Source organism: Pseudomonas sp. Tof1, assembly GCF_055390395.1.
Genome location: NZ_AP024344.1, coordinates 1,594,554 through 1,618,604 on the forward strand (window position 1 = coordinate 1,594,554; position 24,051 = coordinate 1,618,604).

Below are 24,051 nucleotides of genomic sequence, written 5' to 3' on the forward strand. Positions count from 1 at the left end.
CAGGAGTCAGCCTGATGGACCGTCGTCGTTTTCTGCAGCTTTCGGCCCTGGCCGGGCTCGGCGCCGCGTTGCCGAGCCTCGGCCTGGCCCAGGACCTCAGCGGGGTGACCCTGAATGTCGCGACCTACAAGGGCGCGGCGCCATCGTTTTTCCCCGAGGCCGGTATCGGCCCGGCGCCGTACAAGGTCAGGTATGCCGAGTTCAACGGCGGCAACCTGAGTTTCGAGGCGCTGGTCAGCGGTACCCTGGACATTTCGCCGATGAGCGAGATCCCGCCGATCTTCGGTATCAGGAATCATGCGCCGGTAAAGCTGATCGCGGTGCTCACCGGCGACGTCAACAACCAGGCGTTCATCGTGCCCAAGGGCTCGACGGTGCAGTCGGTGGCCGAGCTCAAGGGCAAGCGCATCGCCTATATCCGCTCCACCAGTTCCCACTACTTTCTGCTCAAGGCGCTGAAGGAGCAGGGGCTGGGCTTCGACGACATCGTGCCGATGGCGCTGACGCCCCAGGATGGCTTCGCCGCGTTCCAGAACGGCGCGGTGGATGCCTGGGTCAGCTTCGGCTACTTCATCCAGCTCGCCGAGTTGCGCGCCGGGGCGCGGGTGCTGAAGACCGGGCAGGGCTACCTGTCGGGCAATTACGTGATTGCGGCCAACCAGAACAGCATCGCCGACCCGCTCAAGCATGCGGCGATCACCGACTACATCCTGCGCGAGTACCGCTCCTGGCAATGGATTGCCGCGCATCCCGAGGAATGGGCGACCAAGAGTTCGAAGATCCTCGGGATGCCGAGGGAGGTGTTCCTGGCGCAGTACAAGGCCCAGAGCGGACCGCGGATCCTGCAGCCGGTTGACGATGCGGCGGTGCGTTCGCAGCAGGATGTCGCCGACCTGTTCTTCGAGGCCGGGGTGCTGCCGCAGAAGCTGGACGTGAGCGGGTTGTGGGATCGCAGTTTTCGCTGGGGGCCGGCCTGAGACACTGCTCCCTTCTGCTCTTTATGTCGTTTTGGTTTTGCGCAAGGCTTGAGCACCTCTTCGCGGGCAAGCCACGCTCCTGCAGAGTGCGCTGTGCGCAGCAGGCCGGCTCCAGGTAGTCATGGATGATCCCGATGTTGAAGAAAACCCTCGCCCTTGCGTTGCTGCTGGTCTCGCAAGTTCAGGCCGCCGACACCCTGCACCAGCGCCTCACCGTTCTCGACAGCCACCTCGACACGCCGATGCAACTGGCGCGTCCCGGCTGGGACATCACCGAGCGCCACCGCTACGCCGACGATCTGTCCCAGGTCGACCTGCCGCGCATGGAGGAGGGTGGACTGGACGGGGGCTTCTGGGCCATCTTCACGCCCCAGGGGCCGCTGACTGCCGAAGGTCGTACCCTGGCCAGCGAACACGGCCTGGCGGTGCTCACGCGGATTCGCGACATGGTCGCCGCCCACCCGCAGCAGTTCGCCATGGCCCTGAAGGCCGAGGATGTCCCGGCCATCGTCGCCCGGCGCCAGCGGGTGGTGTTCATCAGCATGGAGAATGCCGAACCGCTGGCGGCCGACCCCGGGCGGCTGCTGACCTATCGACGCCTGGGCCTGAGCATGCTCGGGCTGGTGCATTCGGCGAACAACGACTTCGCCGATTCGGCCACCGCGTTGCCGCAATGGCATGGCCTGAGTCCCCAGGGCCGGGCGCTGGTGGCCGAGGCCAACCGGCTGGGGATCCTGCTGGATGTTTCCCATGCCTCGGACCAGGTGTTCGACCAGGTACTGGCGCTGTCCACGGCACCGATCATCGCCTCGCACTCCTCCAGCCGGGCGATCACCGCGCACCCGCGCAACCTGGATGACCGGCGCCTGAAGGCGTTGGCGGCCAAGGGCGGGGTGATCCAGGTGAACAGCTTTCCCAGCGACCTGATCGACCAGCGGCCCGATCCGGAGCGTGCCAAGGCATTGGGGCCGCTGTACCGGGAATTCCGTCTGGCGGCGAGCATGACGCCAGCGCAGGTGGCGGACCTGGCGGCGCGGATCCGCGCCGTGGAGGCACGCTTTCCCGAGCCGCGGGCGACGCTTGATGACTACATGAAGCACCTGCTGCATATCCTCGCGGTGGTCGGGCCGGAGCATGTCGGCATCGGGGCCGACTGGGATGGTGGTGGCGGGGTCGAGGGGCTGGAGGATGTCGCGCAATTGCCGAAGATCACCGAGCGCCTGCTGGCGGCGGGTTATGGGGAGCGGGATTTGGCGAACATCTGGGGTGGCAACCTGCTGCGGGTGTTGGCTGAGGCCCAGGCTCGCGGGGAGTAGCAGTCGCCCTTCCTCTATGCATTTCGTGCAATATCCGCGTCATAAAATATGAAACAAAGTAATATTTGCATATGCCTAAAATGTATTTCTCTTATTAAGTTGCGCTCTCTAGGATGGCCTCCATAGACCGAAGTAACTGAATGTTTCGGCGGGCTATAACGGAATGAACTATCCACCACACAGGCAGGGAGCGCTTGCATGCCGTTGACCAGAAGACAACTGATCGCCCGCGTCGCCGCCGTTGGCGGCCTGCAGGCGGCAACGGCGGTGATGGGCCTGCTCGGAGTGGACCGCCAGGCTGCGGCCGGTGAAGAAAACTACGCCGCCTTGCCGACCGCCGCCGTCGGCCGCGGTGCCAGCGTGATCGTGATCGGTGCCGGCATCGGCGGCCTGGTCAGTGCCTATGAGCTGAACAAGGCCGGTTTCAAGGTGACCTTGCTCGAAGCCCGCGACCGCGTCGGCGGTCGCAACTGGACCGTGCGCCAGGGCGATCGCGTCGAGTACACCGATGGCAGCGTGCAGGTCGTCGACTTCGACCAGGGGTTCTACCTCAATGCCGGCCCCGGTCGCTTGCCCAGCCACCATCAACTGATGCTCGGCTACTGCCGCGAACTTGGCGTCGAGCTGGAGGTGCTGGTCAACACCAGCCGCAATGCCCTGGTGCGCCCCGATCTCAACGCGCCGGCCATCCAGATCCGCCAGGCGGTCAACGACAGCCGCGGACATTTTTCCGAGCTGCTGGCCAAGGCGGTCAATCGCCAGGCGCTGGACCAGGAACTGAGCCCCGCCGACCGTGAGCACCTGCTGAGCTTCCTGAGAACCTGGGGCGACCTTTCGGACAAGCTCGAATACCTCGGTTCGGCCCGCTCCGGCTACAAGGTCTGGCCGGGAGCGGGCGACCAACTGGCGCAGAAACGCGACCCGCTGCCGCTGCAGACCCTGCTCAACCCGGCGCTGACCACCGCGCTGATGATCGACGAATACCCGGAGTTCTCCCCGACCATGTTCCAGCCGGTCGGTGGCATGGACCGCATCGCCAAAGCCTTCGAACGGCACCTGAAGGCGCAACTGCGGCTGGGCGCCGAAGTGCTGTCGATCGACAACCGGACGGACGTCGTCGAGGTCGGCTACCTCGACCGTCATACAGGGCGCAAGCAGGCGCTGAAGGCCGACTACGTGATCAGCAGCCTGCCGCTGCCGCTTTTGGCCAAGGTCAGGAACAACCTGGCCCGGCCGGTACAGCAGGCGATCGCCGCGGTCCAGTTCGGCTACGCCAACAAGGTCGCCTGGCAGTCCCGGCGCTTCTGGGAGCGCGACTACCAGATCTACGGCGGGCTTTCCTTCATCAACCAGGAGTCCTCCGGCCTGTGGTACCCCAGCGGCGGTTTCAACCAGGCTGAAGGGGTGCTGGTGGCGGCCTACAACAATGGCGAGACCGCCCGCCGGTTCGGCGAGAGGCCCCTGGCCGAACAGATCGAACTGTCACGCCAGGCGGTGGAACTGCTGCATCCCGGCCACGCCCGGGAGCTGCGCAAACCGCTGGCGATCGCCTGGGCCAAGATCCCCTACAACCTCGGCCCGTGGATCAATCACGAAGTGGCCGACCCGGACTACAGCCTGCTCAACCAGGCCCAGGGCCGGGTCTACCTGACCAGCGACGGCCTGGCCCACAGCGGTGTCGGGATCTGGCAGGAAGCCGCCGCCGGCGCGGCGCGGCGGGTGGTCCGTCATCTATTCGAGCGGGCACAGGGCTCGCCCATCAAGCAAACGGCCTGAAAAAGCCGCGCTCTCACTCAAACAGCCACACCGATTTGCCGGGTAGCGGACCTCCGAGGCCGGCATAAAACATACCTTGGAGTGTCCTTATGTCGTTCAAGAAAGCCTTGCTGGGGTTGGGGATCCTATTCGCCGCGAGCGGCTCGCAAGCCGCCTCGATCCAACGGGTGCCATCCACCTATCCGAATTCGCCGATCCTGCAATCGGTGACCCTGCCGGGCAACGCCGAAGTCACCTATCTCTCCGGGCTGCTGCCCGACCCGGTCGATCCCAAGGCCGCCAAGGAGCAGATCCGGGCCGCTGGCAACACCGAGAGCCAGGCCCGCGCGGTGCTGCGCAAGGTCGAGACGATCCTCGCCAGCCAGGGCCTGGGGCTGGGCGATGTGGTGCAGTTGCGCATCTACCTGGTGGGCGACCCGGCATTGGGCGGCAAGCTGGATTTCGACGGCCTGCAAACCGCCTTCCGCGAATTCTTCGGGACCGACAAACAGCCGCTGAAGCCGGCCCGCACCACGGTGCAGGTGGCCGGGCTGGTGCTGCCCGGTGCGCTGATCGAAGTCGAGACCGTTGCCGCCAAGGCGCGCTGAGCCGATCCACAGGAAGGATATTCGAGTCATGGTTTCCAGTTCTTTTGGCAACACCCGCCTTGCCGCGCCGTTCGGCGCCGCGCTGCTCAGCCTGGCGACGTCCCAGGCGCTGTTCGCCGCTGATCCGACCCTCGACACCGTGGTCGTCACCGGGGTGCGCGGCAGCCAGCAGCGTACGGTCACCGACAGCCCGGCACCGATCGACGTGATCAGCGGTGAGCAACTGCGCACCATCGGCCAGAACGGCCTGAAGGAGATGCTCGGGCGCCTGCTGCCCTCGTTCAACGTCCCGACCATCAATGGCGGCGGCACCGCCTTCCTGGTCCGCGGCGTGAGCATGCGCGGCCTGGGCGGCGACCAGGTGCTGATCCTGGTCAACGGCAAGCGCCGGCACAACTCGGCGCTGATCAACAACGGCGCGCGGGTCGGCAACGCCTCGGTGCCGGTCGACCTCGACCTGATTCCCACCGCCTCCATCGAACGCATCGAAGTGCTGCGCGACGGTGCGGCAGCGCAGTATGGTTCGGATGCGATCGCCGGGGTGATCAACATCATTCTCAAGCGCAACGCCAACGGCCTCACTTCCGACACCACCGTGGGCCAGTACTACGACGGTGACGGTGCCACCGGCCACGAAGCGGTCAACTGGGGGACGACCCTCGGCGAGAACGGCGGCTTTTTCAATCTGTCGTTCGACGGCAAGCTCCAGGAACCCTACGAGCGCGCCGCCGCCGCCAGCGGCCAGTTGTACTTCAATCAGGCTGACGGCTCGCCCGATCCGCGGGAAAGCAACCGGCATGGCTGGGGCGGCGAGTACGGCCTGGGTCGTGACCGCACCAGCAGCCTGGCCTACAACCTGGAGCTGCCGCTGGAGAACGACCTCAAGCTGTACTCGTTTTCCACCCTCAGCTACCGCAATAGCAACAAGGACCTCGGCCACCGCCGGCCGACCGACATTACCAGCCTGGCCGGCATTCCCGGCGCACCGTACCCCAACGGCGGCCAGGCCCGGCGCGAGATCCACGAGGTCGACTTCCAGATCGCCGGTGGTGCCAAGGGCCTGGTCGGTGACTGGGACTGGGACCTGAGCAGCACCTACGGCAAGGATCGCGCGGTACTGGATACGGCCAACAACCTGAACATCTCCAACGGCCCCTACAGCCAGCATGACTTCCACCTGGGCAACCTGATCTTCGACCAGTGGACCACCAACCTGGACTTCAGTCGCGCGCTGGACATCGGCTGGAGCAGCCCGCTGGAAACCTCCTTCGGCATCGAGCACCGCTGGGAGAAATATGCCCTGGAGGAAGGCGAACCGAACGCCTACAACTTCGGCAGCTACGTGCCGACCACCGGACCGTTTGCCGGCCGGGTGCCGGACCCGGGGCTGTTCTCGGTCAACGGCACGACCCCGGAAGACGCCTATTCGTTGCAGCGTCACAGCGATGCGGCCTATATCGACCTGGGCCTGAACATCACGTCCAAGTGGTATGTGGGCGCAGCCGCCCGTTACGAGAAGTACAACCTCGGGGTGGGTGAAACCGCCAGCGGCAAGCTCACCACCCGCTACGAGTTCCTGCCGGGTTATGCCGTGCGGGCGGCGGTCAGTAATGGCTTCCGGGCTCCGTCCCTGGCCCAGAGCGTGTTCTCCACCACCAGTACCGTGACCCAGTTCACCAGCGGCAGCACCACCAACGTGCGCACCAAGCAGATGCGTCCGGACTCGCCCGAAGGCCGTGCGCTGGGGGCCAAGGACCTGGAGCCGGAAACCTCGCGCAACTACAGCATCGGCCTGACCGCCGAGCCGGCGGAGCGCCTGCGCTTGACGGCGGACTTCTACCTGATCGACATCGACAAGCGGATCCTGCAGACCGGCATCCTCAGCGGCCCGGCGGTCTCGCAGATCCTGGTCAACAACGGCCTGTCGCCGAACCTGGCCGGGCAGTACTACGCCAACGCCGCCGACACCCGGACCAAGGGGCTCGATGTGGTGGCGGACTACAGCCAATCCTTCGGCGAGTACGGTGCGGCGAAGTGGAGCGTGGCCTACAACCGCAACAAGACCACCATCCGCAGCCTTGCCGACACCCCGGCGGCGCTGGCCAGCCTGGGCTCGCAGTACGTGCTGTTCGACCGCCAGCAACAGATCGACCTGACCAAGGCGACGCCCAAGGACAAATGGATCCTGTCCGGCAACTACAAGCTCGGCAACTGGACCACCAACCTGCAACTGACCCGTTTCGGCGAGTACACCGAGGGCGCGAACAAACCCTCGGACGACCGCACCTACAGCGCCAAGTGGATCACCGACCTGGACGTGGCCTATGACGTGAATCAGAACCTGACGGTGGCGGTGGGGGCGAACAACCTGTTCGACGTGTACCCGGACAAGATCGGCCTCAAGGCCTGGGCCGGCACCTACGAGTACGGCATGTTTTCGCCGTACGGGCTGGGTGGCGGGTACTACTACAGCCGTATCAGCCTGGCGTTCTGATGATGAATCTGCGCGCCGATACACGGTTGGCCGGCTTGCTGGCGGTGCTGCTGCTCTGCGGCGCGACCCAGGCCGCCGAACCGCTGCGGGTCTCCAGCCAGAAGCAGTCGCTGAAGATCCTGCTGCAGGCGGCCGGCGAACTGGACAACCTGCCGTACCCGATCGAGTTCGCCTCGTTCGCCGCTGCCGCGCCTACCGCCGAAGCCCTGGCGGCCGGCGCGGTGGACCTCGGTAGCCTGGGGGATGCGCCGTTCGTGTTCGCCACCGCGGCCGGCGCGCCGCTGAAAACCGTCGGGGTGATCAAGGTCAACGTCACCCCGACTGCCGTGGCCATCGTGGTCAGGGACGACTCGCCGCTCAAGGACGCCGCCGATCTCAAGGGCCGGCGCATCACCACCACCCGCGGTTCCATCGGTCATTTCCTGGCCCTGGCGGCGCTGCGTTCGGCGGGGCTGCACGCGGGCGATGCGCAGTTCATCTTCCTCGCCCCGGGCGAGTCGCGGACCTTGCTCGCCAACGGCCAGGCCGATGCCTGGTCGACCTGGGACCCCTATACCAGCATGGTCCGGCTCGAAGGCGGCACGCGGGTGCTGGTCAGTGGTGCCGGGCTGTTCGCCGGGCACATGCTGCTGGTGGCCAATGACGCGGCGATTCGCGACAAGCCGGCGCAGATCGACGACTTCCTGCGTCGCCTGGCCCGTGCCTACGACTGGGCCAATGCCCACCAGCAAGGCTTTTCCGCGATCCAGGCCGGCTATAGCGGCCTGCCGCTGGAAATCCACGAACGTTCCAATCGCTTCGCCCAGGCCCATCGCATCGATGTCGGGCCGACGGTGATCGACGACGTGCAACACACCGCCGACCTGTATCGGGAGGAGGGCGTCATTCAGGCCGCATTCAAGGCCGACCAGCATTTCGATCAACGCTTCAACACGTCTGTATCCAGTCCATCACTTTCAGGGAATTGAAGGGGGTTTCATGTTTACCGTGACCACTGCCGAACAGCTCGAGGCCCGACATATCGTCGATGTCGTGGAGAAACGCTCCTATGGTGTCCAGCTCAAGGGCTTCTGCCCGCCGGACACCCTGCAACTGGCCAGGGACAAGCTCGCCGGTCTCAAGAGTGCCTTCAGTGGGCAGAACGAGTTCGTCCGGGTCGGCAAGGCCTATATCGAGATCGACGACGAGCAGAGCCGGGCCGAGTACCACGCGCTGGCGCTGCCCAACATCCGCAGGATCCGCAACCTGTTCCGGCCGTTGGCCTCGCCCATCGACGAACTGCGCCTGCTGCTGGATGAGGTCTGGCCCAGCGGTGCGCACCTGCTGCAGGTCGAGGGGCAGAAATGCTTCGTCGGCATTGCCCGTTTCCAGGGCTCGGGGGTCGACCTCACGCCGCATACCGACGACCTGGAACGCAACACGCCGCCGGGGCATGGCCGGCAATTGCTGAGCCAACTGTCCACCAACATCTACCTGCAAATCCCCGAGGACGGTGGCGAGCTGGAGATCTGGGGCATCGAGCCCGATGAGGAGGAGTACAGGCGCCTGCGTGGCGAACGTGCCTACGGCATCGAGCGCCACCTGCTGCCACCGCCGGATTTCGTGGTCAAGCCGGAACCCGGCGACCTGATCCTGCTCAACCCGCGGCTGATCCATGCGGTGCGCCCGTCGGCCACCAGTACACGGATCACCCTCGGCGTCTTTATCGGTTACTACGGCGAAAACCAGCCTTTGGCCTACTGGAGCTAAACCCATGAGCACTGTGCAAGAGATCAACCTCAAGGCGTATTTCAACAAGGGCGGCGAAGAGCATGAGTTCGACGGCAAGCGCGTGGTGCTGGCGGTCAGCGTCGGCCAGGAGTACCACGAGGACCAGAAACTGCGTTCCACCATCCACCTGATCAACCAGTCCGGCTTCAGCCATGTGAAGGTGGTGGTGGCCGACACCCTGCAGCGCCACAACAAGCACGGCAAGTCGCCGGGCGAGGCGCTGTCGGCATCGATCCGCGATGGCGATGCCTGGCTGGCCCGCAACCAGGGCATTCTCGACGGCTTGCGGGTGCCGTATCACGTCACCCGCTGGAACCAGGAACTGGCCAGTGACCGCTATGCCGAACTGCGCCAGCAACTGGACGAGGTCTACCGGACCCGCGAGGAACTGCGCGCGGCCATCGACGAGACCATCGGCGTGTTCACCGAGCGATTGCGCCTGCGTGACGAACACGCCGACCTTGAAAAGGCCGCGGCCCAGTGCCGCGAATACATTCTCGAAGAGATCCCGATCATCCTGCCGCTGTGGGCGGATGAGGGTTATCACTATGTGCTGTACCCGCAGCAGATGACGGCGGCGATGGCGACCAGCCGCGACCTGCTGATCGCCCCCCACAGCCCGGACCGGGTGCGCTGGCTGCCGCTGAAGTTCAAGAAGCGCGGGATTCCGATTCCGTTCACCTTGCCGGGGATCGTGCATCCGAACTGGTCCAGTAGCGCGATTGCCATTTGAGTCCTGGTGTGGGGACCGTGCGGGCCTCTTCGCGGGCAAGCCCGGCTCCTACAGGTTGGCGTCGTACATGAGGCTTGCGTACGCACTGGCCTGCAGGAGCCGGGCTTGCCCGCGAAGGCATCGACAAGGTCTCCCGATATTCAACTGAAAAAAGGAGTTTCCCCATGGGCGTTTTTGCGCAACAGCAACGCAAATGGTGGGCATTGCTCGGCGTGAGCATTGCCAGTTTTCTCGGCTGCGTCGATTTCACCATCGTCAACACCGCGCTGCCGGCCCTGCAGGCCGATCTCCAGGCATCGGTGGACAGCCTGCAATGGGTGATCAACGGATTCATCCTGGCGCTGTCGAGTTTCATGGTGCTGGTGGGCCGGCTGGCCGACCTGCACGGGCGCAAGCGGGTGCTGTTCATCGGCTTGAGCGTATTCGGGCTGGCCTCCCTGGGGGCCGGGCTGGCCAGTGACATCGATCTGCTGATCGCCGCGCGGATCCTCCAGGGCGCCGCCTGTGCGGTGCTCTACACCGCCTCGGGGGCGATCGTCGCCAATACTTTCGACAGTACCGAGCAGGGCAAGGCCTTCGGCATTCTGTTCGGGGTCAACGGGGTGGGACTGGCGGTGGGACCGGTGCTCGGCGGGCTGATCACCAGCGCCTTCGGTTGGCAGTGGATCTTCCTGATCAACGTGCCCTTCGTCCTGCTGAGCCTGGGCATCAGCGGTTTCAGCGTCAGCGAATCGCGTTCGCAGGAGGAGGGCGCCCGGCTCGACTGGTTCGGCGCGGCACTGCTGCTGATCGGCCTGCCGAGCCTGGTCCTGGTGATCGTCCAGGGCGCGGCCTGGGGCTGGAGTTCGCCCCTGACCCTGGGGCTGATCGCCCTGGCGGTGCTGGCGCTGGCGGCCTTCGTCGCGGTGGAGAAACGCGTGGCGGCACCGATCATCGACCTGCTGTTGTTCGCCAACCGGCGCTTCGTCGCCGGGGTGGTCGCCAGTTTCAGCCTGGCGGTGTTCTACTGCGTGGCCTTTTTCGTCATGCCGCTGTACCTGGCGCTGGTCCGTGGTGAAAGCGTGCAGGCCAGCGGTCTGTTGCTGTTGCCGACGACGCTGGGCGTGGCGGTGCTGTCGCCAGTGGTGGGGCGGCTGGTGGACAGGAAAGGCCCGGCGTTGCTGATCAAGGCCGGGCTGTCGCTGTTTCTGCTCTCGGCGCTGCTGCAGGCCGGGTTCGACCGGCAGACGTCGCTGGCCTACCTGTTGGCCGCATTCGTGGTCATGGGCCTGGGGTGGGCCAGCATTCTCGGCCCGTCGACGGTTCTGGGCATTTCCTCGGTGCCGCAGAACGTCTCGTCGGTGGCCATGGGTTCGCTGATGACCCTGCACAATATCGGCGGCGGCCTCGGGCTGGCGCTCGGGGTAGGCATCTACCACGCTTTTTCCGGGCAGCCGCTGGATGACGTGCAAGGCGCCTTTATCCAGGGTTATCGTGCGGTGATGCTGTTCCTCGCACTGGTGGTACTGGCCGGTTGGGTGCTGGTCAGCGGCCTGTTGCGGGTGCCGGCGGCGCAGGCGCTGGCCGAGGGTTCCAGCCGTGGCTAGACGAGCCGGGCAGATTCGCCTTGGCGGGTTTCTGTCGGGCTCCGGTGCCCATGGCGCCAGTTGGCGGCATCCCGAGGCGGATGCCGATGCCTCGCTGAACGTGCAGCGCTATGTCGACTATGCCCAGGCCCTGGAGCGTGGGCGCTTCGATGCGCTGTTCCTCAACGACAACGTGGCGGTCGGCAGCCTCGATCCGCAGGTCCTGGCCCGCAGCTCCCACAGCCTGCGCTGGGACCCGCTGACCCTGTTGCCGGCGCTGGCGATGACCACCCGGCATATCGGCCTGGTCGCCACGGCCAACACCAGCTACAACGCGCCCTACAACCTCGCGCGGACCTTCGCCTCGCTGGATCACCTGTCTGGCGGCCGGGCCGGCTGGAACCTGGTGACGGCGCTGATCGGCGGCGAGAACTTCAATCGTGACGAACACCTGGAGCACGCCGAGCGTTACCAGCGGGCACAGGAGTTCTTCGATGTGATCAGCGGGCTGTGGGACAGTTGGGCCGACGATGCCTTCGTGCGGGACAAGGCTTCGGGGATCTGGCTCGATGTAACGAAAATGCGGGTGCTGGAGCATCAGGGCCGGCACTTCCAGGTGCACGGGCCACTGAATGCACCACGGCCGTTGCAGGGCTGGCCGGTGATCGCCCAGGCCGGCTCATCCGAGGCCGGCCGCGAGCTGGCGGCGCGGACGGCGGAGCTGGTGTTCACTGCCCAGCAGACGCTGGAGCAAGGGCAGGCGTTCTGCACCGATCTGAGGAATCGTCTGGCGCGTTACGGACGTGATGAGGCGGCGTTGAAGATTTTCCCCGGCATTGCGCCGACGATCGGGCGTACCCTCAGTGAGGCCGAGGAGAAGTACCAGGCCCTGCAGGAACTGCTCGATCCGCAGGCGCAGCTCAAGGGGCTGTCCTATCTGCTCGATCTGGGCCTCGATCTTTCGGCATTGCCGTTGGATGCCCCGGTGCCGTTGCCGGAGCAGTTGCCGTCGACCGAGCGGCACAAGAGCCGCCAGCAGTTGGTCATCGAGTTGATCCGCCGCGAGCGGCCGACCGTGGCGCAACTGCTGCGCAGCCTGTCGGCCAGTGGGCACAAGGTGCTGGTGGGAACGCCGGCGCAGATCGTCGACGAACTGGCCGCCTGGTACGAGGCCGAAGCCGCCGATGGCTTCAATGTGCTGTTCACCCATCTGCCGGGGCCATCGACGACTTTGTCGAGCTAGTGGTGCCGCAGTTGCAGCGGGTGGGATTGTTCCGCCGTGAATACGAGGGCCGCAGCCTGAGGGAAAACCTTGGATTGCGGCGGGTGGCGAACCGGTACTTCTGAGGTTCACTGCAGTTTCTGGTGGGGCCGGCACAAGCCCTGACTTCAAGCCTCGGGCGTGACCAGCAACTCCGGGCAGCCCAGCGGATGGCTCTTGGCGTCGAAGAAACGCAAGACCACGTTGTGACCGACGAACAGCTTAGCGTAGTGGCGTTTCTGGTGCTGGATGAACGCCTTGCTGCGCGGGTAGATCGAGATCGCCAGGGTCTGGATGCCGGCGTCTTGCACGGCCTGGACGATGTGCCGGTCCTGTTCGCCCAGGCTGTGGCCGAAGATGCACAGGGCGCCCTGGTGCTGGCACAGCTGGCCGTAGCAATACGACAGGTAGTCGGAGTTGCGGATCGCCTTGAGCTTGTCCTCGGCATTGCCTTCGCTGACGAACAGCGGCACGTCGCCCAGGGCGTTGACCGCGAAGCTGCCCAGCAGGGTGCTCTCCGAGGACAGCAGCTTGCGTGTGCTGCCATCGATGTTCTTCACCAGGTGCAGGCCGCCGTGCAGGTAGAGGATGCGCGTGCCCTGGGTGTCGGTGTTGCCCAGGTCGAACGTCGACTCGTCGTTCTGGAACAGGTCCTTGAACGGCTGCGGTGCCTGCATGATCGCCCAGTAGTTGAGCAGGTCGTAGTTGGTGGAGTAGAGCGTGCGGTAGTTGCCCAGTTCGGCGTTGATCCGCGCCAGGCTATCGGGGCGCACCAGCTTCCAGGGAATGTGCACGCCGCGCACGGCATGGATCAGCGCTTCCTTGATCGCGAAGTAGCGATTGCGCGGCGAGGACGAACTGATGGACAGGGCGGCGTTGACCTTGATGGTGCTCTTCAGCGCGCTGAGCACCCGCTCGAAACTGCTGGTCTCCAGGGTCTTGAACACCGCCAGTTCGCTCAGCCCCAGCGGGCGGTTCCTGGTGCGCTGGGCGTTCTCGAACAGCGAGTCATAGGAAAAGCCCGGCCACACCGCCAGGCTCGCGCCGTTGCCGATCAACAGCCCGGTGAAGGGCAGGTCGGCACGCACGGCGTCCCAGTCTTCAAGTTCGGCATCAAATTCCTGGAATTCCATAATCGCTATTCGTCGTCTCAAGGGCAGAAGGTGGACAGGCGGCGACTTTATCACGACCTGACATTGAGCCAGATCAACAACCCTGACGGGCAAGCGGTCGATGCTGTGCTCATCGCGGGGCAGGCAGCCCCGGTCAACGCCAAGAGGATTTGCCATGAGCAGCACATTTTTCATTCCGGCCGTGAATATCATGGGCATCGATTGCCTGGACGAGGCGATGGATGCCATCCGCAACCATGGCTTTCGCAAGGCGTTGATCGTGACCGATGCCGGGCTGGCGAAGGCCGGTGTGGCGGCGCGGATCGCCGAGGCGCTGGCGCTGCGCGATATCGACTCGCTGGTCTTCGACGGGGCCAAGCCCAACCCGAGCATCGCCAACGTGGAGCAGGGCCTGGCCGCGCTCAAGGACGGCAAGTGCGATTTCGTGGTGTCGCTGGGCGGCGGTTCGCCCCATGACTGCGCCAAGGGTATTGCCCTGTGCGCCACCAATGGCGGGCATATCCGTGACTATGAGGGGGTCGATCGCTCGGCCAAGCCGCAGTTGCCGCTGGTGGCGATCAATACCACGGCCGGTACGGCCAGTGAGATGACCCGTTTCTGCATCATTACCGACGAGTCGCGGCATGTGAAGATGGCGATTGTCGATCGCAATGTCACCCCACTGCTGTCGGTCAACGATCCGGCGTTGATGGTCGCCATGCCCAAGGGGCTGACGGCGGCGACCGGGATGGATGCGCTGACCCATGCGGTCGAGGCCTACGTGTCGACGGCGGCGACGCCGATCACCGATGCCTGCGCGATCAAGGCCATCGAGCTGATCAGCGCCAACCTGCGCCTGGCGGTGCGTGACGGTGCCGACCTGAAGGCCCGGGAAAACATGGCCTACGCGCAATTCCTCGCGGGCATGGCGTTCAACAACGCGTCCCTGGGGTATGTGCATGCCATGGCGCACCAGTTGGGCGGTTTCTATGACTTGCCCCATGGCGTGTGCAACGCGGTGCTGTTGCCCCATGTGCAGGCCTTCAATGCCTCGGTCTGTCCGCAGCGGCTGAGCGACGTGGCGAGGGCGCTGGGTGCCGACGTCGCCGGCCTGAGTCCCGAGGAGGGCGCCCAGGCGGCCATTACGGCGATCCGTTCGCTGGCCGGGGACGTGGAAATCCCGGCCGGCCTGCGCGAGCTGGGGGCCAAGCTGCCGGATATTCCGGTGCTGGCGGCCAATGCGCTCAAGGATGCCTGTGGCCTGACCAATCCGCGTTCGGCGGACCAGCGGCAGATCGAGGAGATCTTCCGTAATGCGTTCTAGCCGATAGCACCTCTTCGCGGGCAGCCCGCGCTCACAAGGGAACCGTGCGTTCCATTGTGGGAGCGGGTTCGCCCGCGAAAGCGTTTCAAAGCCGTGCACTGGCCGCCGTGCCAGCGACGATGCCCGGGCCGAGCTGAACCGTCAGCACACCGGCGATCAGCAGCAGGGCGCCGACCAGGCGTACGCTGTCGACAGGACGCGCCGCCAGTCCGAACAGGCCGAAATGGTCCAGGATCAGCGAGGCGATGACCTGCCCGGCCAGCGCCAGGGCCACGAAGCCGCCGGCTCCCAGCCGCGGCACCAGCAGCACCGCCAGGGCCACGAAGCCTACGCCGAACACACCGCCGAGCCAGACCCAGGCCGGTGCCTTGCCGGCGAAGGTCAGGTTTGGCAAGGGTAGGCGCAGGGCGAGCATCACCGGCAGCAGCACCGCCAGGCTGACCAGCAGCGAGGCCAGGGTCGCCCACAACGGATGGCCGAGGCCGCGCCCCAGATTGGCGTTGATCGCACTCTGAAAGGGCACGACCGCGCCGGCGATCGCGGCCAGGGCCAGCAGTCCCATTCCACTCAAGGTATTCATGTTCGTTCTCCAACAGGCATCGCCCGGATTGGGCGGTTATTGTCGAGAGAGCATGCTAGGGTATTCGTTGTAAAAATTTAAATTCAAAGAAAGTATCCTGAACATGCACGAGATGAATGATCTTCGTCGTATCGATCTCAACCTGCTGGTGATTCTCGATGCGCTGCTCACCGAGCAGCATGTCACCCGGGCTGCCCAGCGCCTGCACTTGAGCCAGCCGGCGGTCAGCCATGCCCTGGCTCGCCTGCGCGACCTGCTCGGCGACCCGCTGCTGGTGCGGGTCGGTGGCACGCTGGTGCCGACGGCACGGGCCTTGGCGTTGGCCCAGCCGCTGCGCGATACCCTGGAACGGGTGCAGGACCTGCTGGCGCCGCCGGGATTCGATCCGGCCTCGGCCCGCCGTACCTTTCGCCTGGCCATGTCGGATTACGGTGCGGCGATGCTCTTGCCGGGGCTGGTGCCGGTGCTGCGTAGCCAGGCGCCGGGCATCGACCTGCAGATCACCCAGGCCAGTCGCGAAGGCATGCTGGAGTTGCTGCTCAATGGCGATATCGATGCGGCGGCGGGAGTCTTTCCCGACCTGTCGCCGCAACTGCGCAGCGTCCATCTGTTTCGCGAGCGCTATGCCTGCCTGGTGGACCGGGAGAGTGTGGCGGGGGAGGAGGGGCTGGGGCTTCAGGCGTATCTGGCACGGCCCCATGTGTTGCTGGAAATGCGTGGCAGCGGCACCGCGGAAATCGAACGGGCGCTGAGCGCGATCCACCAGCGGCGTCGGGTGGCGATCAGCCTGCCGCACTGGAGCGTGGCGCCGGGACTGATCGCCGGGACGGACCTGATCCTGACCGTGGCCTCGCGCAACCTGCGGGCGATCGATCAACAGCGGCTGGTGGTTTTGCCGCCGCCGTTCGAGATTCCGGCGTTCGATTTCATCTTTGTCTGGCATCAGCGTCGGGAAGGGGACCCGGCGCTGAAGTGGCTGCGGGAGCAGATGCAGGCGGTTGTGCAGGTGTCCGGCTGAGGTTCTTGCGGGCAAAAAAAACGGCCCGGATCAACCGGGCCGTTTTCGCATCTGCCACTGCACCTGTAGCGAAAGCGCTTACTGCACTTCCACCGCCAGGCTGTCGCTGATCTTCTTCTGCCAGATCGCCGGGCCGGTGATGTGCACCGACTCGCCCTTGGCATCGACGGCGACGGTCACCGGCATGTCCTTGACCTCGAACTCGTAGATCGCTTCCATGCCCAGTTCGGCAAAGGCGACGACCTTGGACTTCTTGATCGCCTGGGCCACCAGGTAGGCGGCGCCACCCACGGCCATCAGGTAGACGGCCTTGTGCTCCTTGATCGCCTCGATGGCGGTCGGGCCACGCTCGGACTTGCCGATCATGCCCAGCAGGCCGGTCTGCTCGAGGATCTGCCGGGTGAACTTGTCCATGCGGGTGGCGGTGGTCGGACCGGCTGGGCCGACGACTTCCTCGCGCACCGGATCAACCGGGCCGACGTAGTAGATGAAGCGGCCCTTGAGGTCCACCGGCAGGGTTTCGCCCTTGTTGAGCATTTCGACCATGCGCTTGTGCGCGGCGTCGCGACCGGTGAGCATCTTGCCGTTGAGCAGCACGGTTTCGCCCGGTTTCCAGCTTTGCACTTCTTCCGGCGTCAGGGTGTCGAGGTTGACGCGACGAGCCGACGGGCCGGCTTCCCAGACGATTTCCGGGTAGGCGTCCAGCGGAGGCGCTTCCAGGGCGGCCGGGCCGGAACCGTCGAGCACGAAGTGCGCGTGACGGGTGGCGGCACAGTTGGGGATCATGCACACCGGCAGAGAGGCGGCGTGGGTCGGGTAGTCCATGATCTTCACGTCGAGCACGGTGGTCAGGCCGCCCAGGCCCTGGGCGCCGATGCCCAGCTGGTTGACCTTCTCGAACAGTTCCAGGCGCAGTTCCTCGATGCGGTTCTGCGGACCGCGGGCCTTGAGTTCGTGGATGTCGATGGCTTCCATCAACACTTCCTTGGCCATCACCGCGGCCTTCTCGGCGGTACCGCCGATGCCGATGCCGAGCATGCCCGGTGGGCACCAGCCGGCGCCCATGGTCGGAACGGTCTTGAGCACCCAGTCGACGATCGAGTCGGACGGGTTGAGCATGGCCATCTTCGACTTGTTCTCGGAGCCGCCGCCCTTGGCCGCGACGTCCACTTCCACGGTGTTGCCCGGGACGATGGAGTAGTGGATGACCGCGGGGGTGTTGTCCTTGGTGTTCTTGCGGCTGCCGGCCGGGTCGGCCAGGATCGAGGCGCGCAGGACGTTTTCCGGCAGGTTGTAAGCGCGACGCACGCCTTCGTTGATCATGTCGTCCAGGCTCATGGTGGCGCCATCCCAGCGCACGTCCATGCCGACGCGGACGAACACGGTGACAATACCGGTGTCCTGGCAGATCGGCCGGTGGCCGGTGGCGCACATGCGCGAATTGATCAGGATCTGCGCCATGGAGTCACGGGCGGCTGGCGACTCTTCCCGCAGGTAGGCCTCATGCATGGCCTGGATGAAATCCACGGGATGGTAGTAGGAAATGAACTGAAGGGCGTCAGCAACGCTCTGTATCAGGTCGTCTTGCTTGATCACGGTCATGGGTCGCGCTCCTCTATGAAGACGGGAACATTTAAGTAAGGTGTTTGCGACCTTTTTGCATCTGGTCTGTCGAAAACATCTTTTGAGGCGGGCCGGGCACGCGGGGCCGGCACAAAAACGGCGCGGCAGTATAACCCGGCCAGCAGCCGGACACATCCGTCAGTGGTCAAACCATGGTCGGGTGGGGGATCGGCACGTGCGTCCAGGTACAGCAAGAACTGTACAAGTTATGAAAATTGAATGGTTATTTTTGATCCGGATCACTAGAGTGGCAAGTGGCCTGTACGGGAAGGATGTCCCATGAGCCCTCAGCGCACGGTGAGTCATAGATTGACCCATAAAGCCATACAGAGTCTTCTACGCAAACGTTTCGCCCTGGCTGCCGCTACCTACGGGCTGGCATTGCTATTGGTCTGGGCGGCGATTTTTGCCGGTTACTACCGGGCCAGCGTGACCCAGGGCCTGGTCACCACCGGCCTGGTGGTCGCCAGCCAGGGTGTGCTCGGCTGGCTGTTCTTCAGCGGCCGCAACCTGCGTTTTCGCGATCCCAGCCTGACCGAGTTCCAGGTATTGCTGGGGCTGGCCTGGCAAACCTGGATGATGGCCAACCTCGAGCAGGCCCGGGGCACTTTCCTGGTGTTCTACCCGCTGATTCTGCTGTTCGGGCTGTTTCATCTGCCGCGTCGCAAATTCGTGCGTTGCGCGGTGCTGGTGTTTTTCAGCTTTGCCGCGCTCAACCTCTGGGAGGGCTACCAGTTCCGCCTGCCCGACCCTGGGCTGGCGGCCTTGCAGGTCGGTGTGCTGTTCGTGGTGCTGGCCTGGTTGTGCCTGTATGCGAGCTACGTGCAGGCCTCGCGCCTGCGCATGCGCCAGCGGCGGTTCGCCCTGCAGGCTCACCAGGACACCTTGCGCGGCATGATGCGCCAGCTGGAAGACCTGGTGGCCACCGACGAACTGACCGGCCTGTACAACCGACGGCATTTCCTGCGCCTGGCGTCCCGTGAGCTGGAGTTGATGGAGCCGGGCACGGTGCATGGCCTGGCGCTGATCGATCTCGATCATTTCAAGCGCATCAATGATGTGCACGGGCATGCGGCCGGCGACCAGGTGTTGCAGGCCTTTGCCGGGGTGGCCGGGGCCTGCGTGCGCGAGGGTGATGTGCTGGCGCGCTACGGTGGCGAAGAATTCGTGCTGCTGCTGCCCAATGCCGATCCCGACCGTCTGACGGCCTGTTGCGAGCGCCTGCGCCTGGCCTTCACCCAGGTCGAACTGGTCGGACTGGCGGTCGGCAACCTGAGCCTGTCGGTGGGCATGACCCTGGTCAGTGAGGACGACGATCTCGACGATGCCCTGCAGAGCGCCGACCAGGCGCTCTATCGCGCCAAGCGGGATGGGCGCAATCGTTGTTGTGCCGCCTGGGAGTTCAGCGATGCCTGAGTTGCGGGTCGGTGAGCGGGCCTGGTCGGTGGCGGCGGGCAGCAATCTGCTCGATGCCCTGAACCAGGCCGGCGTCAGGGTTCCCTACAGCTGCCGTGCCGGGAGTTGCCATGCCTGCCTGGTGCACTGCCTGCAGGGCGAGCCGCAGGACCGTCAGCCCGATGCCCTGGGGGCCGAGCAGCGTGAACGTGGCTGGCGCCTGGCCTGTCAGTGCCAGGTGCATGAGGACTTGTGCCTGGAAGTGTTCGACCCGCTGCGCGACGGTGCCCTGGCCCATATTGCCGGGCTCGACTGGGTGAGCCCGACGGTATTGCGTCTGCGCGTCCTGCCGGAGCGGCCTTTGCGTTATCGCGCCGGCCAGCATCTGGTATTGTGGACGGCGCAGGGGGTGGCACGTCCCTACTCGCTGGCGAGCCTGCCGCAGGAGGATCGCTGCCTGGAGTTCCACCTCGATTGCCGTCAGCCCGGCGAGTTCTGCGATGCGGCCCGGGGGTTCAGCCAGGGAGAGGCGATTCGTCTGGGCGAGTTGCGTGGTGGTGCCCTGCACTACGATCCCGACTGGCACGCCAGGCCGCTCTGGCTGCTGGCGGCCGGTACCGGCCTGGGGCCATTGTGGGGCGTACTGCGCGAGGCGTTGCGCCAGGGGCATGAGGGACCGATTCGTCTGGTGCACCTGGCCCATGACAGCACTGAGCACTACCTGGCTGCCGAACTGACCGCGCTGGCGGCAAGCCACGCCCCTCTCACGGTCGAATGCCTGAGTGCTGCCGAACTGCCGGAGTTTCTGGCCAAACTGCGGCTTGTCTCCCGACAGACCCTGGCTCTACTCTGTGGTGCCCCCAGCAGTGTCGAGGCCTTTGCCCGGCGTCTGTACCTGGCCGGATTGCCGCGCAACCAGCTGTTGGCGGATGTGTTCCTGCCACGTGGTTGAGTCCCTGTTGGGCGGAACCTGCTTTGCGCGAACGTGGAGCCCATGACAAGAGAGCCGAGATGACTGACGCGATTGTGATAGAGCGCGAAGGTGGCCTGCTGACCCTGCGCCTGAACCGTGCCGACAAGAAGAATGCCCTGACCCGAGCCATGTACGGTCAATTGGGCCAGGCCCTGCAACTGGCCGACGAGGACCCGGCGGTCAGGGCGGTGCTGATTCGTGGTAGCGACGAGTGCTTCACCAGTGGCAACGATATCGCCGACTTCCTCGAGGAGCCGCCCAGCGATCTCGACAGCCCGGTCTTCCATTTCATGCGCAACCTGCTCGATTGCCGCAAGCCGGTGGTCGCTGCCGTGGCAGGGCCCGCAGTGGGGATCGGCACGACCCTGCTGCTGCATTGCGATCTGGTCTATGTCAGCGCCGATGCCCGCTTGCGCATGCCCTTCGTCAATCTCGGGCTGTGCCCCGAGTTCGGTTCCAGCCTGCTGTTGCCACGCCTGGTCGGGCATGCCAAGGCTGCCGAGTTGCTGCTGCTGGGCGAAGGTTTCAGCGGGGAACAGGCGGCGGCCTGGGGGCTGGCGACGGCGGCCTTGCCGAGCGGGGCCGAGGCCTTGCTCAAGGCCAGGGAAGCCGCCTTGCGTTTCGAGCAGTTGGCGCCGTCGGCGGTGCAGGTCAGCAAGGCGTTGATGAAGTCACCGGATCGCGAGCAGTTGCGCCAGGTGGTGGAGGCCGAGGGCAAGCTGTTCGTCCAGCGCCTGCGTTCGCCTGAAGCGATTGCAGCGCTTTCGGGATTCCTGGCCAGGCGCTGAAGCCGGGTGCCGGCCTTGCCTGGTCAGTTCTGCCTGACGCCTGGGCTGCATGAGACCCGATCAGGATCGGCAGCACAGGAGAAATAGCAAAAGCCTGCAGTGCGTCATTTTCCAGGCATTAAAAAGCCTCGCGGCAGAATGCGGCGAGGCTTTGGTGCAGCGAGAGGTCAATCAGACCAGCGGGTCGCCGACGTGCAGGATCTTCATGCCGTTGGTGCCACCGATGGTGTGGTAGCTGTCGCCCTTGGTCAGGATCACCCAGTCGCCCTGTTCGACCACGCCGCGCTTGAGCAGCTCGTCGACCGCCGCCTGGCTGACCTGCTCGGGCGGCAGCGATGCCGGATCGAACGGTACGGTGTAGACACCCCGGAACAACGCCGCGCGCGCCTGGGTTTCACGGTGCGGGGAGAACGCGTAGATCGGTACGGAGGAACGGATCCGCGACATGATCAACGGCGTGTAGCCGCTTTCGGTCAGGGCGATGATCGCCTTGACGCCCGGGAAGTGGTTGGCCGTGTACATGGCCGCCAGGGCGATGCTCTGGTCGCAGCGTTCGAATACCTTGCCGATGCGGTGGCTGGAGGTCTTGCTGGTCGGGTGCTTTTCCGCACCGGCACAGATACGCGCCATGGCCTGTACCGCTTCGAGCGGATAGGCACCGGCGGCACTCTCGGCCGACAGCATGACGGCGTCGGTGTAGTCCAGCACGGCGTTGGCAACGTCGGACACTTCGGCGCGGGTCGGCATCGGGTTCTGGATCATCGACTCCATCATCTGGGTCGCGACGATCACCGCCTTGTTGTGGCGGCGTGCGTGCAGGATGATCTTCTTCTGGATGCCCACCAGCTCGGCGTCGCCGATTTCCACGCCGAGGTCGCCACGAGCAACCATGACCGCGTCGCTGGCCTGGATCAGACCGTCGAGGGTCTCGTCGTCGGCCACGGCTTCGGCACGCTCGATCTTCGCCACCAGCCAGGCGGTACCGCCGGCTTCGTCGCGCAGCTTGCGGGCGTATTCCATGTCGGCGGCGTCACGGGGGAAGGACACCGCGAGGTAATCCACTTCCATTTCGGCAGCCAGCTTGATGTCGGCCTTGTCCTTGTCGGTCAGGGCCGGAGCGGTCAGGCCACCGCCACGACGGTTGATACCCTTGTGGTCCGACAGCGGGCCACCGACGGTGACGATGCAACGCAGTTCGGTGTCGGTGGCGGTATCGACGCGCATGACCACGCGACCGTCGTCGAGCAGCAGTTCGTCACCTACACCGCAGTCCTTGACCAGGTCCGGGTAGTCGATGCCGACGACCTGCTGGTTGCCTTCGGTCAGCGGATGGCTGGTGGAGAAGGTGAATTGATCACCGATCTTGAGCTCGATACGCTTGTTGGCGAATTTGGCGATACGGATCTTGGGACCCTGCAGGTCACCCAGGAGCGCGACGAAGCGCCCGTGCTTGGCGGCGAGATCGCGGACCAGCTTGGCGCGAGCCTTGTGCTCGTCGGGGGTGCCGTGGGAAAAGTTCAGGCGGGCGACGTCCAGGCCAGCCAGGATCAGCTGTTCCAGAACTTCCGGCGAGTTGCTGGCCGGGCCCAGTGTGGCGACGATTTTTGTACGACGAACGGACATGCAGAGACTCCTGAGTTCAAGCGCAACAAGAGGCTACTATGGTCCCGTGCTGTAGTCATTGTTCATTTGCACTACTTTTCAGCGAAGAAGTTTTTTTCGGATATGTTGTTTGGCGAACATGCTGAAGATTTTCGCCAACGGGTCGATACACTGCCAAGAACAGGAGATACCCATGCGCATTTTGCTCGTTTTAGTCTTGGCAGCCAGTGTCGTCGGTTGCACCCGCTGGTCGATGAACAGCCACCTGAACAATGCCTATCGGTCCTACGATCGTGGCAACTGTGAAGACGTGATGCTGCAGTTGTCCCAGGTGGATCGCGAAAGCCGTACCCGGCCTTATGTGCAGCCGGAAGTCTCGATGTTGCGCGGCCAGTGCCTGGAACGCCAGAAACTGTTCGTCGATGCGGTGCAGACCTATCGTTTCATCATTACCCAGTACCCGTACAGCGAGTATGCCTACCGCGCCCAGGCCCGCCTGGAGACGTTGCGCCAGCTGGGGCATACTGACGCGGCCGTGCCCGCCCAGCCGCGGCCGGCACCGTTGTGATGACAAATGAAATATGAACTGGCTCTCTGCCAGCTTTCAGCTAAAGTTCGGGTGTATGGTTTCAGTTTTATCAATTCGTTTGAGTTGAAAACCATGGCTCGGTAGAGGTTTGTGACGCAGCACAGGGCTGTCGTCGCGCCGAGGCCAAGGGAGAGCGGGGCGGCCAGTCCTGCTCCGAAGCACTAGCGCGGCCATGCTGAATGGTCTTGTATAGCGATTATCAACATGCCTACCGAGCGTCGAATCGAGCGGCACCAATTGCCGTACTTCCTCAGGGTGTTCAACCGTTTCACCGACAGGCCCATTGGCTATCTGGGCAATGTTTCCGACAAGGGGCTGATGTTGATCAGCCAGTTGCCATTGCTGGTGAATGCCGACTTCGAACTGCAATTGAAACTTCCCGGTCCCGACGACACTGTTCAGCTCATTGACCTGAACGCCCGATGCCTGTGGTCGCATGAAGAGGCGACGCCGTGTTATTACGACTCCGGTTTCGTTCTGCACGAGCCGCCCGAGGCGTATTACAAGCTGGTGGAGGCGTTGCAGCACTACTTCAGCTTCTATCCGTTGGAGGCCTCGGCCTAGTGGC

At 64.7% G+C, this 24,051-nt stretch carries 20 protein-coding genes and 1 pseudogene; 17 read left to right on the forward strand and 4 right to left on the reverse strand.

Annotated features, from left to right (window positions below; all coding sequences use genetic code 11):
• Nucleotides 1-14 precede the first annotated feature (14 nt).
• From ACZ5KU_RS07305 to ACZ5KU_RS07350, 10 genes and pseudogenes are all read left to right on the forward strand, one after another.
• Nucleotides 15-977, forward strand: coding sequence for an ABC transporter substrate-binding protein (locus ACZ5KU_RS07305; protein WP_464736970.1), 963 nt, complete (start codon nucleotides 15-17; stop codon nucleotides 975-977).
• 134 nt (nucleotides 978-1,111) lie between these two features.
• Entirely contained in the window at nucleotides 1,112-2,293 is a 1,182-nt protein-coding gene (locus ACZ5KU_RS07310) for a dipeptidase (RefSeq protein WP_464736971.1), read from the forward strand.
• A gap of 198 nt (nucleotides 2,294-2,491) precedes the next feature.
• A complete protein-coding gene (locus tag ACZ5KU_RS07315) occupies nucleotides 2,492-4,069 on the forward strand; it encodes a flavin monoamine oxidase family protein (protein WP_054063979.1) in 1,578 nt (525 codons plus the stop codon).
• 89 nt (nucleotides 4,070-4,158) lie between these two features.
• Nucleotides 4,159-4,656, forward strand: coding sequence for a RidA family protein (locus ACZ5KU_RS07320; RefSeq protein ID WP_054061367.1), 498 nt, complete (start codon nucleotides 4,159-4,161; stop codon nucleotides 4,654-4,656).
• A gap of 28 nt (nucleotides 4,657-4,684) precedes the next feature.
• Nucleotides 4,685-7,150 (forward strand): TonB-dependent receptor plug domain-containing protein, encoded by a 2,466-nt coding sequence (locus ACZ5KU_RS07325; protein ID WP_464736972.1) that lies wholly within the window; start codon nucleotides 4,685-4,687, stop codon nucleotides 7,148-7,150.
• Nucleotides 7,150-8,118: an aliphatic sulfonate ABC transporter substrate-binding protein gene (locus ACZ5KU_RS07330; protein ID WP_239688158.1), complete on the forward strand. Its 969-nt coding sequence runs from the start codon at nucleotides 7,150-7,152 to the stop codon at nucleotides 8,116-8,118. Before ACZ5KU_RS07325 ends, ACZ5KU_RS07330 begins: the two co-directional genes overlap by 1 nt.
• Nucleotides 8,119-8,128: 10 nt before the next feature.
• The gene (locus ACZ5KU_RS07335) at nucleotides 8,129-8,899 is read left to right on the forward strand and encodes a 2OG-Fe(II)-dependent halogenase WelO5 family protein (protein ID WP_054061370.1); all 771 of its coding nucleotides are present in this window, start codon (nucleotides 8,129-8,131) and stop codon (nucleotides 8,897-8,899) included.
• A 4-nt stretch (nucleotides 8,900-8,903) separates the two neighbouring features.
• Nucleotides 8,904-9,653 carry a tRNA-dependent cyclodipeptide synthase gene (locus tag ACZ5KU_RS07340; protein WP_054061371.1) on the forward strand — a complete coding sequence of 250 codons (750 nt, stop codon included), beginning with the start codon at nucleotides 8,904-8,906 and terminating at the stop codon, nucleotides 9,651-9,653.
• A 164-nt stretch (nucleotides 9,654-9,817) separates the two neighbouring features.
• Nucleotides 9,818-11,239 carry an MFS transporter gene (locus tag ACZ5KU_RS07345; protein WP_464736973.1) on the forward strand — a complete coding sequence of 474 codons (1,422 nt, stop codon included), beginning with the start codon at nucleotides 9,818-9,820 and terminating at the stop codon, nucleotides 11,237-11,239.
• A gap of 13 nt (nucleotides 11,240-11,252) precedes the next feature.
• Nucleotides 11,253-12,565: pseudogene (locus ACZ5KU_RS07350) on the forward strand (LLM class flavin-dependent oxidoreductase).
• Nucleotides 12,566-12,607: 42 nt separating this feature from the next.
• On the opposite strand, the gene ACZ5KU_RS07355 reads toward ACZ5KU_RS07350, so the two are convergent.
• Nucleotides 12,608-13,612 carry a DUF4917 family protein gene (locus ACZ5KU_RS07355; protein ID WP_419736749.1) on the reverse strand — a complete coding sequence of 335 codons (1,005 nt, stop codon included), beginning with the start codon at nucleotides 13,610-13,612 and terminating at the stop codon, nucleotides 12,608-12,610.
• Between the two features lie 154 nt (nucleotides 13,613-13,766).
• Here ACZ5KU_RS07355 and yiaY point away from each other — a divergent pair, with 154 nt between their 5' ends.
• A complete protein-coding gene (yiaY, locus tag ACZ5KU_RS07360; protein ID WP_054063985.1) occupies nucleotides 13,767-14,915 on the forward strand; it encodes an L-threonine dehydrogenase in 1,149 nt (382 codons plus the stop codon).
• A gap of 85 nt (nucleotides 14,916-15,000) precedes the next feature.
• Here the strand turns inward: yiaY and ACZ5KU_RS07365 are convergent, their stop codons facing one another.
• On the reverse strand, nucleotides 15,001-15,495 hold the full coding sequence (locus ACZ5KU_RS07365; protein WP_464736974.1) for a DMT family transporter: 495 nt from the start codon (nucleotides 15,493-15,495) through the stop codon (nucleotides 15,001-15,003).
• 103 nt (nucleotides 15,496-15,598) lie between these two features.
• On the opposite strand from ACZ5KU_RS07365, the gene ACZ5KU_RS07370 reads away from it, so the two are divergent.
• Nucleotides 15,599-16,513: a LysR substrate-binding domain-containing protein gene (locus ACZ5KU_RS07370; RefSeq protein WP_054063987.1), complete on the forward strand. Its 915-nt coding sequence runs from the start codon at nucleotides 15,599-15,601 to the stop codon at nucleotides 16,511-16,513.
• Nucleotides 16,514-16,591: 78 nt separating this feature from the next.
• On the opposite strand, the gene ACZ5KU_RS07375 is transcribed toward ACZ5KU_RS07370, so the two are convergent.
• Complete coding sequence (locus tag ACZ5KU_RS07375) at nucleotides 16,592-18,115, reverse strand: fumarate hydratase (protein WP_464736975.1); 1,524 nt, start codon at nucleotides 18,113-18,115, stop codon at nucleotides 16,592-16,594.
• A gap of 330 nt (nucleotides 18,116-18,445) precedes the next feature.
• Here ACZ5KU_RS07375 and ACZ5KU_RS07380 point away from each other — a divergent pair, with 330 nt between their 5' ends.
• Genes ACZ5KU_RS07380 through ACZ5KU_RS07390 form a run of 3 tightly spaced genes read left to right on the forward strand, consistent with a single transcriptional unit; the run spans nucleotide 18,446 to nucleotide 21,292 of the window.
• On the forward strand, nucleotides 18,446-19,552 hold the full coding sequence (locus ACZ5KU_RS07380; RefSeq protein WP_054057264.1) for a GGDEF domain-containing protein: 1,107 nt from the start codon (nucleotides 18,446-18,448) through the stop codon (nucleotides 19,550-19,552).
• Nucleotides 19,545-20,483, forward strand: coding sequence for an iron-sulfur-binding ferredoxin reductase (locus ACZ5KU_RS07385; RefSeq protein ID WP_054057265.1), 939 nt, complete (start codon nucleotides 19,545-19,547; stop codon nucleotides 20,481-20,483). Before ACZ5KU_RS07380 ends, ACZ5KU_RS07385 begins: the two co-directional genes overlap by 8 nt.
• Nucleotides 20,484-20,542: 59 nt before the next feature.
• Entirely contained in the window at nucleotides 20,543-21,292 is a 750-nt protein-coding gene (locus tag ACZ5KU_RS07390) for an enoyl-CoA hydratase-related protein (RefSeq protein ID WP_054057266.1), read from the forward strand.
• A gap of 171 nt (nucleotides 21,293-21,463) precedes the next feature.
• Here ACZ5KU_RS07390 and pyk read toward each other — a convergent pair whose 3' ends face one another.
• On the reverse strand, nucleotides 21,464-22,915 hold the full coding sequence (gene pyk / locus ACZ5KU_RS07395) for a pyruvate kinase (protein WP_054057267.1): 1,452 nt from the start codon (nucleotides 22,913-22,915) through the stop codon (nucleotides 21,464-21,466).
• Nucleotides 22,916-23,087: 172 nt separating this feature from the next.
• On the opposite strand from pyk, the gene ACZ5KU_RS07400 reads away from it, so the two are divergent.
• Nucleotides 23,088-23,462, forward strand: a complete 375-nt coding sequence (locus ACZ5KU_RS07400; RefSeq protein ID WP_054057268.1) for a tetratricopeptide repeat protein — start codon at nucleotides 23,088-23,090, stop codon at nucleotides 23,460-23,462.
• Nucleotides 23,463-23,687: 225 nt separating this feature from the next.
• Entirely contained in the window at nucleotides 23,688-24,047 is a 360-nt protein-coding gene (locus ACZ5KU_RS07405; RefSeq protein ID WP_054057269.1) for a PilZ domain-containing protein, read from the forward strand.
• Nucleotides 24,048-24,051 lie beyond the last annotated feature (4 nt).

What these genes read in the sequence shown, in the direction of transcription:
- ACZ5KU_RS07305 (WP_464736970.1), top strand. Translation starts at nt 15, where the DNA reads ATGGACCGTCGTCGTTTTCTGCAGCTTTCGGCCCTGGCCGGGCTCGGC.
- ACZ5KU_RS07310 (WP_464736971.1), top strand. Translation starts at nt 1,112, where the DNA reads ATGTTGAAGAAAACCCTCGCCCTTGCGTTGCTGCTGGTCTCGCAAGTT.
- ACZ5KU_RS07315 (WP_054063979.1), top strand. Translation starts at nt 2,492, where the DNA reads ATGCCGTTGACCAGAAGACAACTGATCGCCCGCGTCGCCGCCGTTGGC.
- ACZ5KU_RS07320 (WP_054061367.1), top strand. Translation starts at nt 4,159, where the DNA reads ATGTCGTTCAAGAAAGCCTTGCTGGGGTTGGGGATCCTATTCGCCGCG.
- ACZ5KU_RS07325 (WP_464736972.1), top strand. Translation starts at nt 4,685, where the DNA reads ATGGTTTCCAGTTCTTTTGGCAACACCCGCCTTGCCGCGCCGTTCGGC.
- ACZ5KU_RS07330 (WP_239688158.1), top strand. Translation starts at nt 7,150, where the DNA reads ATGATGAATCTGCGCGCCGATACACGGTTGGCCGGCTTGCTGGCGGTG.
- ACZ5KU_RS07335 (WP_054061370.1), top strand. Translation starts at nt 8,129, where the DNA reads ATGTTTACCGTGACCACTGCCGAACAGCTCGAGGCCCGACATATCGTC.
- ACZ5KU_RS07340 (WP_054061371.1), top strand. Translation starts at nt 8,904, where the DNA reads ATGAGCACTGTGCAAGAGATCAACCTCAAGGCGTATTTCAACAAGGGC.
- ACZ5KU_RS07345 (WP_464736973.1), top strand. Translation starts at nt 9,818, where the DNA reads ATGGGCGTTTTTGCGCAACAGCAACGCAAATGGTGGGCATTGCTCGGC.
- ACZ5KU_RS07355 (WP_419736749.1), bottom strand. Translation starts at nt 13,612, where the DNA reads ATGGAATTCCAGGAATTTGATGCCGAACTTGAAGACTGGGACGCCGTG.
- yiaY (WP_054063985.1), top strand. Translation starts at nt 13,767, where the DNA reads ATGAGCAGCACATTTTTCATTCCGGCCGTGAATATCATGGGCATCGAT.
- ACZ5KU_RS07365 (WP_464736974.1), bottom strand. Translation starts at nt 15,495, where the DNA reads ATGAATACCTTGAGTGGAATGGGACTGCTGGCCCTGGCCGCGATCGCC.
- ACZ5KU_RS07370 (WP_054063987.1), top strand. Translation starts at nt 15,599, where the DNA reads ATGCACGAGATGAATGATCTTCGTCGTATCGATCTCAACCTGCTGGTG.
- ACZ5KU_RS07375 (WP_464736975.1), bottom strand. Translation starts at nt 18,115, where the DNA reads ATGACCGTGATCAAGCAAGACGACCTGATACAGAGCGTTGCTGACGCC.
- ACZ5KU_RS07385 (WP_054057265.1), top strand. Translation starts at nt 19,545, where the DNA reads ATGCCTGAGTTGCGGGTCGGTGAGCGGGCCTGGTCGGTGGCGGCGGGC.
- ACZ5KU_RS07390 (WP_054057266.1), top strand. Translation starts at nt 20,543, where the DNA reads ATGACTGACGCGATTGTGATAGAGCGCGAAGGTGGCCTGCTGACCCTG.
- pyk (WP_054057267.1), bottom strand. Translation starts at nt 22,915, where the DNA reads ATGTCCGTTCGTCGTACAAAAATCGTCGCCACACTGGGCCCGGCCAGC.
- ACZ5KU_RS07400 (WP_054057268.1), top strand. Translation starts at nt 23,088, where the DNA reads ATGCGCATTTTGCTCGTTTTAGTCTTGGCAGCCAGTGTCGTCGGTTGC.
- ACZ5KU_RS07405 (WP_054057269.1), top strand. Translation starts at nt 23,688, where the DNA reads ATGCCTACCGAGCGTCGAATCGAGCGGCACCAATTGCCGTACTTCCTC.